Source organism: Anaerotruncus rubiinfantis (genome assembly GCF_900078395.1).
In the GTDB taxonomy this organism is placed as follows: Bacteria; Bacillota; Clostridia; order Oscillospirales; family Ruminococcaceae; genus Anaerotruncus; species Anaerotruncus rubiinfantis.
Map to the genome: position 1 here is coordinate 182,520 of NZ_FKLA01000007.1, position 12,474 is coordinate 194,993.

Consider the following 12,474-nt stretch of genomic DNA (forward strand, 5'->3'; position numbering starts at 1 on the left):
AAGCGTGAAACTGATCAACATTGGCTTCGGCAACATGGTGTGTGCGAACCGCCTGGTTGCGATCGTGAGCCCGGAATCGGCCCCTATCAAACGCATCATACAGGACGCGCGCGACCGCGGAACGCTGGTGGACGCCACCTATGGCCGCCGTACCCGCGCGGTGATCATCACCGATTCGGACCATGTGATCCTGTCGGCCGTCCAGCCGGAGACGGTTGCGAACCGCCTGGTGGATGAGGATGACGAGGAAGATGAGGATGAGTAACCGCGGGATGCTGATTGTCTATTCCGGGCCATCCGGCGTGGGCAAGGGGACGCTGCTGGCCCCGTACCTGAAAAGCCATCCTGACGCGGCGCTTTCGGTTTCGGTGACGACGCGCGCGCCGCGCCCGGGGGAGACCGATGGGGTGGAATACAGCTTTATCACACGGGAACGGTTCGAGCAGCTCATCAAAAGCGATGGCCTGCTCGAATATGCCGAATACAGTGGGAACTACTACGGGACCCCGCGCGCGGCGGTGGAGGAAAAGATTGCCGCGGGCAGGGACGTCGTTTTGGAGATCGAGGTACAGGGCGCCATGAAGATCAAAAAGAGCTTCCCGGACGCCGCCTTTATCTTTATCCTGCCGCCCTCCTATGCGGAACTCAAGCGGCGGCTGCAGGGCCGCGGGACCGAACCGCCGCAGGTGGTCGCGCGCAGGCTCGCGGCGGCCCGCCGGGAACTTTCATACGCGGGGGAATACGAATACGCGATTGTCAACGACAGTCTGGAAACCGCGGGTGCGCAGCTTGCGGCTGTGATTGAAGCGTCCCGCTGCCGGACCAAATACATGAAGGATTTCATTAAGCAGATAAGTGAGGTAGAAGAAGTATGAGCATGCTCAGACCATCGATGGCTTCCATTATAAAACNGGACCGAACCGCCGCAGGTGGTCGCGCGCAGGCTCGCGGCGGCCCGCCGGGAACTTTCATACGCGGGGGAATACGAATACGCGATTGTCAACGACAGTCTGGAAACCGCGGGTGCGCAGCTTGCGGCTGTGATTGAAGCGTCCCGCTGCCGGACCAAATACATGAAGGATTTCATTAAGCAGATAAGTGAGGTAGAAGAAGTATGAGCATGCTCAGACCATCGATGGCTTCCATTATAAAACCGGGTGAGAATTATTACAGTTTTGTGGTGGCTGTTGCGAAACGTGCCCGTGACATCGCGGAGGAGGACGAGGAGATTCATTCCCTCACCGAAGAGAAACCGGTCAAACGGGCGGTCGAAGAATTTGCCAACGGCAAATGCAAGCTGGGCAGCTCGGTCTGCCATGACCTGATATAAGCCTTTTGCAAAGCAGCCCTGTTTTTCGCAGGGCTTGTTTTGTTTTCTGCGCGTGGATTTTGAAATGGGGGATTTTACAATGAGGCGGACCTGTTTTGGGGGGATTGTGCTGTTGACGGTCCTGCTGCTATTTGGCTGTGAAAGCCGCACGGCGGGAGGTTCGTCCGTACAGATGTCTGTGCCCGAAGCCATTTCACAGGCGGCGCCGGAGGAAGCCGAAGCGAAGGATTCCGAGCAGGAGGAGAGCGGCGCACAGCTGAATTTGTGGTATGCGGGAAATCCATATGGCAGCCAGTGCGGGTGGGAACCGGATGGACAGGCCGTGCAGATTGTCTGCGGCAACACGATGTACCGGGTCGATCTGCAAAACCGGAAAATCAGTTCTGCGCAATGTGGCGGACCCGTGGGGCCGCAGGAGGAAGTTTTCCTCTGGCCGGGTGAAAAATACATTCTGCGCACAGGAACGCTCTCGCGCATTGCGCGCCCGGATGGGCCGGACGGCGCGTGGAAGCTGACCAATGCGCAGCTTTATAGCCTGGACGGGAAGCTGGAGCGGGAATTTCACGAACTCACGCCGGAACAGGCCCAGAATGTCAACGACGTCTATGAGGACTTCTATTCGCTTGAAGTTTACTGGCTCGGGCCGGACACCTTCGCTATGAATACCGGCGCACTGCTTGCGCTCTGTGATGCCGAAACTGGGAAACTCACAATGGTGGAGGATTTCCGCCTGCTCAAGCGGGCGGGCTATTCAGTCGGGAATTCCGGCTCCTATGGGATCAGCGAATGTCAGGCGCAGGACGGCACGCTCTACTACCGGGCTTCGACTGTCAAAGAGGTCGGGTCCCAGGACACCAGCATCAACACTTCCGCTCTGTTTATGCTCACGGCGTCCGGCGAACGCCGGCAGGTTTTCGAAAAAAACGATTTCTACCGTTTCGAGCCGTTCGGCGATCGGATGCTGCTCTATCGTGACTGGAACAGCGGTTCTGCGCAGAACCCTGACGATTCCGAATGGGGAACCCAGGTCTGGCTTGCAGACCCCGAAACGGGCGAACAGACCGAATTGGTACGGCATAACGAGCTCAAGGTGGACTATCCAACCGACGGCAGCCACTACGATTATACAAGCTGGGTGACCGAGAACGAGATGCTTTTGCCAACCTTTCACCGATACGATCTCGAAAGCGGAAAAGAAACCACTTTCACGCCGGGCGATTACGACGATCGCCGCTGGGACAATTACGACGGCAACTTTGGACTGCGGACCACCAGTCTGACGAAGGACGGCCGGGTGCGGTTCCTCTATACGGTGGAATGGGTTGAACAGGACGCGGACGGCGGCTACTGGACGGGCGAATGCTGGAGCTACACCGACGGCGATGCGCAGCCGGTCAAGCTCGATGTCCCATGGATTGACTGGCAGTGCATCCGCGCGATCAATCCGCAGGGTACCCACGGGCTGTTCGAGACGGAAGTGGAAAACAACTGGTGGAATTACCGGGTGATGCCGCTCGACAGCATTACATGAGGAAACGAATGATGAAACGTGCACTGTGCTGCATTTTGATGTTTGCGCTGCTTTTCAGCGGCTGTGGCGCGAAGCCGGAGGAATCCGCGAAGACGGTGACCAGAGAGCCGTTTGACCTTGCGGATGCGGAAAAGATCCTTTCCGAAACCGAGGAATGCGTCGTCGGCCTGGTGCAGGCGGGCGGGGGCAGCCGAAAAACGAGCCTGCGCCGTTTCGAAAAGTGCTACGGCGGCCAGACGGCGGACAGCGCGCAGGAAAACCTATGGCGGGAGATCTGGCGGGTATTCTTTGACAGCGACGCGGACGGAACCGCTGAAACCTTGCAGATTGTGCCGTCCGGATTCTTTTTCCCGACCGTCTACCACGAGGGAATCGAAGTGGCCGAAGCGGATGTGGAGACCGTTTCCTATGAAAAGCCGGAGGACCGGTGGATGGACAGTGAATTTCTGAGAATTCTGGAACGGTACACCGGAGACGATCCGCTGCTCGAAGGCTTCTGGCGCAGAAGTTTTTACCGAAAGGCGCAAGACTCCTGGGTGTTCGACCATCTGGAAGGTCAGATAAATATTGGCGCGGACGGGCTCAATTTCCAGTACCTTCCCTACAAGGAGCGCTATTTTTCCGCGCCGCGGGAGCTTGGGTTCCCATACACCGTCGGACGAGGAAAGGCCACGCTCATCGACGGGAGCGTGGTGGAGATCGCGCTCGAGATGATTGACGGCGTCTATTACGATGTGCGTTCGCCGGGATTTGTTCCTTCGGCGTTTACGTTTAAAACAAACTATGAGGGGACTTATCAGATCCGCTCCACCAAGGGCCCGCTCACCTTTACCTGCCCAATTTTGGCGGACAGGGATGATGCGAACCCGTCTTGGCGCAGGCTCAATTTCCCCGCTGAATTTGAGCTGCTGGTGGAGGATTTTAACGGCGACGGCAACCCGGATTTCACCATCGGACAGCCGGCCTCCAGCAGCATTTGGAGCTACCTGCTCTTTTCGGTGATGGAGGACGGGCAGGTGGAGCAGGCGGACTGCGGAGAAGGGATCTTCGCTTCGGCGGACGGTGCATTTTCGATTCCGCTGGAGATGACTGGTCCAGAGGAATTTACCGTATCCTATTACCACAACGACGAGGCAGCATATCTGCCGGTGCGTTACAGCTGGGCCGGCAATGTGGTCCGAACAAAAACCGAATGACAGGAGGAAACAGGATGTTTGAAGGAAAAACGATCCTGCTCGGCGTGACCGGAGGGATCGCGGCCTATAAAGCGGCGCAGCTGGCGAGCGACCTTTCGAAGACCGCGGCGGATGTGCATGTGATCATGACAAAGAACGCCACCGCGTTTGTCTCGCCGCTCACCTTTGAAACGCTCACGAATAACCGGGTGTCAGTCGATACCTTCGACCGCAATTTCGAATATAATGTCGAACATGTCGCGCTGGCCAAAAAGGCGGACGTGTTTCTGGTCGCGCCCGCGACGGCCAACTTCATCGCCAAGATGGCGGCGGGCATCGCGGACGACATGCTCTCCACCACCATTTTGGCGGCATCCTGCCCGAAGATTGTCGCGCCTGCCATGAATACCGGCATGTACGATAACCCCATCACCCAACGGAACTTACAGACGCTGCTCGCTTTCGGCGTGGATATCGTCGCCCCGGGCAGCGGGCATCTCGCCTGTGGGGATGTGGGGCGCGGCAGACTGCCGGACCCGGCGGTGCTCTTTGAAGCGGTGCGTCGGGCGCTTACGCCGCAGGATCTGCTCGGCGTGCGGGTGCTTGTCACGGCCGGGCCGACCCGGGAGGCGGTTGACCCGGTGCGGTTCCTCTCGAACCACTCGACCGGCAGGATGGGCTATGCGGTCGCGGCGGCGGCGCGGCGGCGCGGCGCCGAAGTCACACTGGTATCCGGCCCGGTTTCGCTCACGCCGCCCGACGGTGTGGATGTGGTGCCGGTTGTGAGCGCCGCCGAGATGTTCGAAGCCGTAAAGGATGCTTGCGAAGAGGCGGATATCATCATCAAGTGTGCGGCGGTGGCCGATTACCGTCCGGTGAACGCCGCAACGGAAAAGATCAAAAAATCTGAGGGAGGCATGGAGATACCCCTTGAGCGTACGCAGGATATCCTTGCGTGGCTTGGGGAGCATCGCCGCCCCGGACAGGTACTCTGCGGCTTTTCGATGGAGACGAAGGATCTCATCGAGCATAGCCGTCAGAAGCTGGAACGCAAAAACGCCGACATGATCGTGGCGAACAGCCTGCGGGAAACGGGCGCGGGCTTTGGGACCGAGACGAATCTGGTGACCATCCTGACGCGCGAAAATACGGAACGCCTGCCGCTGATGGAAAAGGAAATGGTCGCGGACGCGCTACTCGACCGGCTGCTTGCGATTTACCGGGGATAGCGGGTTTGCCGGCGGGGCCGAAGGCCCGGCCCCGGGCGCATAGCCCGGCGCGGCGGCTGCCGCGGGCAAACCCGCCGTTTGCACGGGGTGTGAAGTGATCGAAAGGAGGGACCGGGATGCCGCTCATCGCGAATGTTGTGGTGGAGAACGCCACGCTGCAATTTGATAAGCCATATAGCTACCTGGTTCCGGAAAAAATGCCGGTGCGGCCCGGCTGTCGAGTGGTCGTGCCGTTTGGCGCGGGCAACCGGACCCGGTTCGGTCTGGTGCTCGAACTCATCGAGCGGGAAAATACCGCGCGGCTTAAAAAGATCGCGTCGCTTATCGATGAAAAACCGCTTTTATCATCTGAAATGGTGCTGCTGGCGCGCTATCTGCGCGACACGACCTTCTGCGGCTATTTTGACGCGGTGCGCGCGCTGCTGCCGCCCGGCATCGGCGTGGCGCTCAAATATACCTATGAGCTGGCGAAGGACGCGTCCATCTCGGAGGACGCGCCGCAGGATGAACGGCAGGTCTTTGATTATCTGTCAGGCCGCGGCAGGCCGGTGCGGGAGGAAACCCTCTGCGCCGCGCTTGGAATCGCGCCGGAAGCGCCTGCGCTGCGTGCGCTCTGCGAGCGGGAGATTGTACTCAAATCGCAGGAGGTCCGGCAGCGCATTCTCGATGAAAAACTGGTGATGGCCCGGCTTGCGGACGGGATCGGGGAACTTTCGGATGTAACTGTGAAGATCACAGCCCGCCAGAAGGCGGTGATTGAACTGCTTTTGCAGGTGGGGCAGGCCTCGGTCAAAGAGATCTGCTATTTTGCCGCTGTGGGAAAGACGGTGATCGACCGGCTGGTCAAGGCCGAAGTTGTGCAGCTTTTTACGCGGGAAATTTATCGCAATCCCTATGCAAACACCGGCATCACCGCTGAGATCGGCAGCATCCGGCTTTCGGAAGAACAGCAGGCCGCCTATGAGGAAATCTGCGCGATGACCACAAAGGATGAAGCCAATACGGCGCTGCTCTATGGCGTGACTGGCAGCGGGAAGACCGAAGTTTTCCTGCGCGCGATCAAAGAAGTGCTGGAATCCGGCCGCGGCGTAATCGTCATGGTGCCGGAAATTTCCCTCACGCCGCAGACGATCGAGCGGTTCCACCGGTATTTCGGCGGGCGGGTCGCGGTATTGCACAGCGGCCTTTCCATGAGCGAGCGGATGGATGAATGGAAACGCATCCGTGACGGCAAAGCCGACATCGTGGTCGGCACCCGCAGCGCGGTCTTTGCGCCGCTTGCAAAAATCGGGCTGATCGTCATGGATGAGGAACAGGAAAGCTCCTATAAATCCGAAAAATCCCCGCGTTTCCACGCGCGCGATGTGGCGCGTGTGCGCGCGGCCTATCATAAATGCCTGTTGCTGCTCGCTTCGGCCACGCCGAGTGTCGAGAGCTTTTACCGGGCCAGGCAGGGGAAATACCGCCTGCTGGCTCTGCGCACCCGCTACGGCGCGGCAAAGCTGCCGGATGTGACCATTCTTGATATGTCCACCCAGCCGCTTGAGGCGGCCTCCTCATCCCTTTCAGGCGAGCTTATCGACCAGCTGCGGTATAATCTCGAATGCGGCGAGCAATCGATCCTGCTTTTAAACCGGCGCGGCTACAATACGCTTGTCAAGTGCGCGGTTTGCGCGACGGTGGCGACCTGTCCGAACTGTTCGGTTGCGATGACCTATCACAGCGCGAACGGCCGGCTGATGTGCCACTACTGCGGGCACATCCAGAAGCCGGACGACCTGTGCCCCAACTGCGGGAGCCGTTTTATGCGTTTTTCGGGCGCGGGAACCCAAAAGGTACAGGAAGAACTGGAAGCGATCTTCCCGGACGCGCGGATTTTGCGGATGGATATGGATACCACCATGTCGCGATTTTCACATGAAAAACATTTTGCAGATTTTTCCGCTGGAAAATATGATATAATAATCGGGACACAGATGGTGGCCAAAGGACTCGATTTTCCGAATGTGACGCTGGTCGGCGTGCTTTCGGCCGATGCGTCCCTCTATGCGCAGGACTACCGCAGTTTCGAGCGGGCGTTCTCGCTTTTCACCCAGGTGGTGGGCCGCTCGGGACGCGCCGAAAAGGCCGGCCGGGCGTATATCCAGACCTTCACGCCGGAAAACCCGGTGATCGCGCTGGCGGCGGCACAGGATTACGACACATTTTATGAAACCGAGATCGAAAGCCGCCGCATCCATCTCTACCCACCCTACTGCGATATGATTGGCGTGGGTTTCTCGGGCCTTGCCAATCTACAGGTGCGGGACGCGGCGCGGCGCTTTCTCTCAAAGCTGGCTGAGGTGGCGAAGAATGAATACCCGGACCTGCCGCTGCGGGTGCTCGGTCCGTGTGAAAGCCAGATTTTAAAAATTGCAGGCAAATTTCGATGGCGTATGGCGATCAAATGCAGCTGCAACGCCCGCACACGGGAATTTTTGTGGAAGGTGGTCGAATGGTATTATTCCCAGAACGAAAACCGCCAGGTCTCCCTCTCGATCGACCCGCGGTATGAAAACAGCATCTGACGCTTCTGGCGCACAGCGCCATTCGATAAAAGAAATTTGATCATGCTAAGGAGGATTCTTTCTAATGGCACTTCGTAATATTTTAAAAAACGGCGACGAGCGGCTGCGAAAAAAAAGCCGCCCGGTCACCGATTTCAACGAACGGCTCTGGATGCTCTTAGACGACATGGCCGAAACGATGCGTGACAGCGACGGGGTGGGGCTTGCCGCGCCGCAGGTCGGCATCCTGCGCCGGGTTGTGGTGATCGACGTGGGCGACGGGCTTGTCGAGCTTGTAAACCCTGTGATCACCGAAACGGAAGGGGATCAGTACGGCGGCGAGGGCTGCCTTTCGGTGCCGGGCGAGTGGGGCATGGTGCACCGTCCGCAGAAACTGGTCGTCAAAGCACAGGACCGCCATGGCAAAGAGATCGAATTGCCTGCGGAGGACTATTTCGCGGTGGCGGTCTGCCATGAAACCGACCATTTGGATGGAATCCTGTTTATCGACCGTGCCGACCGGATGCTGACTCCGGAGGAAATGGAAGAATCCCAAGAGGAGGAATGACCCCATGCGCATCGTTTTCATGGGAACCCCCGACTTCGCGGTGCCGTGCCTGGCGCGGCTCATCGCGGATGGGCACGAGATTGCGGGCGTCTTTACCCAGCCGGACAAGCCGAAAGGCCGCGGCATGAAGCTCTGCCCGCCGCCGGTCAAAGAGCTGGCGCTCGAGCGAAACCTCCCGGTGTACCAGCCGGAAAAGATGAAGGACGGCGCGGCGCTTCAGATCCTGCGGGAGCTGAAGCCGGAACTGATTGTCGTGGTGGCGTTTGGGCGCATCCTGCCCAAGGACATCCTCGACCTGCCGCCGTACGGCTGCATCAATGTCCACGGCTCGCTGCTGCCCCGTTACCGCGGCGCGGCCCCCATCCAGTGGAGCGTCTTAAACGGGGACGAAACCGCCGGCGTGACCACCATGTATCTGGCCGAAGGGCTTGATACCGGCGACATGATCCTCAAAAAAGAAACCCCGGTCGGCCCGGAAGAAACTTCGGGCGAGCTGTTTGACCGGCTTTCTGTGCTTGGCGCCGAGGCGCTCTCCGAAACGGTGGCGCTTATCGCGGCGGGAAAAGCGAGGCGCACGCCGCAGGACGATTCGCTTTCCTGCTATGCGCCGATGCTCACCAAGCAGGACGCGAAAATCGATTTCACAAAGTCTGCCCGCGAGGTTCATAACCTCGTGCGCGGAATGTCCCCGTGGCCGGTTGCGCACACCACCCTGGACGGCAAAACGCTCAAGGTGCACAGGACGCGAACCGCTGAAGGCAGCGGTGCTCCGGGCGAAGTGCTTGAAGACGGCAGGCGCCTGGTCGTTGCCTGCGGCGAAGGCGCGGTGGAATTTCTGGAAATCCAGGCCGAAGGCAGCCGCCGGATGGCGGCGGCGGATTATCTGCGCGGGCACCCGGTCATGAAGGGCGCGAAGCTCGGCTTGTAAACGCACCGGAAAGGAGAAGATTTTTATTTTATGTTTTTTGATTATTACTATCTGATCCTGGTTGTCCCGGCCCTGCTGCTTGCGGCGTGGGCGCAGGCAACGGTCAGCAGCACCTACCGCAAATATTCCCAGGTTCATTCCTCCCGGCGGCTGACCGGCGCGGATGCGGCCCGGCGGATTCTCGATTCCAACGGGCTTTATAATGTGCGCATCGAGCACATCCGCGGGGAGCTGACCGACCATTATGACCCGGGCGCGAATGTTGTGCGCCTTTCGGACAACGTCTATTCGAGCAGCTCGGTGGCTGCGCTCGGCGTGGCGGCGCATGAATGTGGGCACGCGGTGCAGCATGCCACCCATTACACGCCGCTCATCTTCCGAAACGCGATCATCCCGGTCACAAACTTCGGCTCGAAGCTGTCGATCCCGCTCATCATTATTGGGATGCTCCTGTCCTACGGGCCGCTTATTGATATAGGCCTTTTGCTTTTCTCACTGGTGGCGATATTCCAGCTTGTCACCCTGCCGGTCGAGTTCAATGCTTCGTCCCGCGCGCTCGCCACGCTCGAAAACGACCATTTTCTGGAACCGAACGAGCTTCGCGGCTCCAAGAAGGTGTTGCAGGCAGCGGCGCTCACCTATGTGGCGGCGCTGCTCGTGACAATCATGCAGCTCCTGCGGCTGGTGCTGCTTTCCCGCAATCGCCGCGACTAACATGCAGATGGGAACAAACTGATGAAAGATGCACGCTGCACGGCGGCGCAGGCGCTGATGCGCCAGTATTCCGCCAACGCCTACTCAAACCTTGTGATCGAGCCGCTGATTGCCAAAAACAGGCTTTCCCCACGTGACGCGGCCTTTGCTTCGGCGCTTTTCTATACCGCGCTCGAGCGGATGCTCACGCTCGACCACATTCTGCGCAAATACTGCTCCCGTCCGCCCGAAAGGCTCGATCAGACGGTGCGGGCAGCTTTGCAGCTCGGCCTTTGCCAGCTGCTTTACATGGACGGCGTGGACGACTACGCGGCTGTGAATGAGAGCGTCAGCCTGACGAAAGCGCTCGGCGCGGCAAGGGCCTCCGGCATGGTGAACGGCGTGCTGCGTTCCTTCCTGCGCGATGGGAAGGAGATTCCGCCCGTCAGAGGCGGCAAGGCCGAACAGCTCGTGGTGGAATACTCCTGCCCGGCCTGGCTCATCGAACGCTGGCTTTCGGCCTACGGCGAAGAGACCGCGCTGCGCATGCTTGCGGGCTCGCTTGGCCGCCCCCCCATTTACCTGCGCGCCAACACGGTGAAAACCACCGCGCGGGCGCTCGCTGCCCGGCTCGAGGCCGAAGGCGTGCGGGCAATTCCCGAACCGGCGCCGGAAGGATGCCTTCTGGCGGAGGGAAAATTTGCGGTCGAAACGCTCCCGGCCTATCGGGACGGCCTTTTCCATGTGCAGGACAAGGCCTCGCAGTTCACGGCGGCGGCGCTCGGCGCCCTGCCCGGTGAACGGGTGCTTGACCTGTGCGCCGCGCCCGGCGGCAAGACCTTCACGATTGCCGAGCTGATGGGAAACCAGGGGGAAGTCGTCGCGCGCGACCTGCATGAAAAGCGTGCCCGGCTGGTTGCCGGCGGCGCGAAACGGCTCGGCCTCACAATCGTTTCGGCTTCGGCGGGGGACGCGGCTGTTTTTGATGAAACGCTCGGCAGCTTTGACCGGGTGCTCTGTGATGTACCGTGCTCCGGTTTTGGAATTATCCGCCGCAAGCCGGAAATCAAGTATAAACCGATGGAAAGCATCCAGAACCTTCCGGGGATCCAGTATAAAATTCTCCAAACCGCCGCACACTATTTAAAGGCGGGTGGTACGCTCGTTTATTCGACCTGTACGCTGCTCCCCGAAGAAAATGAACGGGTCGTTGCGCTTTTTTGCGGGGAACATCCGGATTTCTCCCTTGAAAACCAGGAAACCTACACCGGGGAAACGGTGGATACTGACGGATTCTTTGTATCCGTCCTCAGAAAACGGTGAAAATGAATGGGTAAACAGGACATCAAATCCTTAACAGGCAAGGAACTTGAAACGGCGGTCTGTGAAATGGGCCTGCCGCGTTTTCGCGCGGGACAGATTTACAGCTGGCTGCACGGGAAACGGGTATCCACATTTGCTGAAATGACCAACCTTTCGGCGGCGCTTCGTGAACAGCTTGATGAAAAATTTTACATAAACGCCATCCGCGTCAAAAAAAGACTTGTTTCCAACCTGGATGGTACGGTAAAATATCTTTATGAGCTGCGTGACCAAAACTGTGTGGAAGCGGTGCTGATGCGTTACCGCCACGGCAATTCGCTCTGCATCTCCACGCAGGTCGGATGCCGGATGGGCTGCAAATTCTGCGCCTCGACCATCGGCGGGCTGGTGAGAAGCCTCACGCCGTCCGAAATGCTCGACGAGGTCTACACAGCGCAGGCCGATTCGGGCGAGCGGGTCGACAGTCTGGTGCTGATGGGCATCGGCGAACCGCTCGACAATTTCGATAATGTGATGGCGTTTTTGGAGATCCTTTCCTCCAGGGAGGGACTGAACCTTAGCCTGCGGCATGTGTCGCTGTCGACCTGCGGGCTGGTCGACAAGATCTATGAGCTCGCCGCGCGCAAATTGCAGCTGACTTTGTCCGTTTCGCTGCACGCGCCGAATGATGCCATCCGCAACCAGTCGATGCCAATTAATAAAAAGTATAGCGTTGAAGAGCTTCTGGAGGCCTGCCGCCGGTATTTTGAAGTCACAGGGCGGCGAGTCTCGTTTGAATATGCACTGATCGCCGGTGTGAACGATGCGCCCGCGCATGCAAAAGAGCTTGCAGAGCGCCTGCGCGGCATGGCGGCGCATGTGAACCTGATCCCGGTCAATCCGGTGAAGGAGACCGGTTATCAGCGCGGGAGCCGCGAGGCGGTCGAACGTTTTCGAGCCGCGCTCGAACGGTACGGGGTGAACGCAACTGTACGCCGGGAGCTTGGCGCGGACATTGCGGCGGCCTGCGGACAGCTGCGCCGCCAGGAAACCCTTTGAATAGGGTTTCCCGGATCTTCTTAAACTTTTGATCCTGCTGCGCCGCAGGGCTGCGGACGCGGCATTTCCACCGCAACAGCCAACGGGCCCCCAACAGGAAGGGGCACACGGGG

General features: G+C 59.2%; 13 protein-coding genes. All 13 read left to right on the forward strand.

The genetic code is table 11. From position 1 onward, the window contains the following. Positions 1–4 precede the first annotated feature (4 nt). The gene (gene remA, locus BN4275_RS01790; RefSeq protein ID WP_079987995.1) at positions 5–265 is read left to right on the forward strand and encodes an extracellular matrix/biofilm regulator RemA; all 261 of its coding nucleotides are present in this window, start codon (positions 5–7) and stop codon (positions 263–265) included. After that, a complete protein-coding gene (gene gmk / locus BN4275_RS01795) occupies positions 258–875 on the forward strand; it encodes a guanylate kinase (protein ID WP_066452990.1) in 618 nt (205 codons plus the stop codon). Before remA ends, gmk begins: the two co-directional genes overlap by 8 nt. A gap of 54 nt (positions 876–929) precedes the next feature. Next, positions 930–1,118: a nucleoside/nucleotide kinase family protein gene (locus BN4275_RS01800; protein ID WP_066452993.1), complete on the forward strand. Its 189-nt coding sequence runs from the start codon at positions 930–932 to the stop codon at positions 1,116–1,118. After that, positions 1,115–1,330, forward strand: coding sequence for a DNA-directed RNA polymerase subunit omega (gene rpoZ / locus BN4275_RS01805; RefSeq protein ID WP_242863533.1), 216 nt, complete (start codon positions 1,115–1,117; stop codon positions 1,328–1,330). The genes BN4275_RS01800 and rpoZ overlap by 4 nt, the downstream gene beginning before the upstream one ends. Positions 1,331–1,409: 79 nt before the next feature. Then, on the forward strand, positions 1,410–2,861 hold the full coding sequence (locus BN4275_RS01810) for a hypothetical protein (RefSeq protein ID WP_066452995.1): 1,452 nt from the start codon (positions 1,410–1,412) through the stop codon (positions 2,859–2,861). An 8-nt stretch (positions 2,862–2,869) separates the two neighbouring features. After that, entirely contained in the window at positions 2,870–4,057 is a 1,188-nt protein-coding gene (locus BN4275_RS01815; RefSeq protein ID WP_066452997.1) for a hypothetical protein, read from the forward strand. Between the two features lie 14 nt (positions 4,058–4,071). Further along, a complete protein-coding gene (gene coaBC / locus BN4275_RS01820) occupies positions 4,072–5,265 on the forward strand; it encodes a bifunctional phosphopantothenoylcysteine decarboxylase/phosphopantothenate--cysteine ligase CoaBC (protein ID WP_066452999.1) in 1,194 nt (397 codons plus the stop codon). Positions 5,266–5,381: 116 nt separating this feature from the next. Next, positions 5,382–7,832, forward strand: coding sequence for a replication restart helicase PriA (priA, locus tag BN4275_RS01825; protein WP_066453000.1), 2,451 nt, complete (start codon positions 5,382–5,384; stop codon positions 7,830–7,832). A 64-nt stretch (positions 7,833–7,896) separates the two neighbouring features. After that, complete coding sequence (gene def / locus BN4275_RS01830) at positions 7,897–8,379, forward strand: peptide deformylase (RefSeq protein ID WP_066453001.1); 483 nt, start codon at positions 7,897–7,899, stop codon at positions 8,377–8,379. Positions 8,380–8,383: 4 nt separating this feature from the next. Then, positions 8,384–9,307, forward strand: coding sequence for a methionyl-tRNA formyltransferase (gene fmt / locus BN4275_RS01835; RefSeq protein WP_066453004.1), 924 nt, complete (start codon positions 8,384–8,386; stop codon positions 9,305–9,307). A 30-nt stretch (positions 9,308–9,337) separates the two neighbouring features. Further along, positions 9,338–10,021 carry a zinc metallopeptidase gene (locus BN4275_RS01840; protein WP_066453006.1) on the forward strand — a complete coding sequence of 228 codons (684 nt, stop codon included), beginning with the start codon at positions 9,338–9,340 and terminating at the stop codon, positions 10,019–10,021. A gap of 21 nt (positions 10,022–10,042) precedes the next feature. Next, positions 10,043–11,323 (forward strand): 16S rRNA (cytosine(967)-C(5))-methyltransferase RsmB, encoded by a 1,281-nt coding sequence (rsmB, locus tag BN4275_RS01845; protein WP_066453008.1) that lies wholly within the window; start codon positions 10,043–10,045, stop codon positions 11,321–11,323. A gap of 6 nt (positions 11,324–11,329) precedes the next feature. After that, the gene (gene rlmN, locus BN4275_RS01850; RefSeq protein ID WP_066453010.1) at positions 11,330–12,361 is read left to right on the forward strand and encodes a dual-specificity RNA methyltransferase RlmN; all 1,032 of its coding nucleotides are present in this window, start codon (positions 11,330–11,332) and stop codon (positions 12,359–12,361) included. Positions 12,362–12,474: the final 113 nt, after the last annotated feature.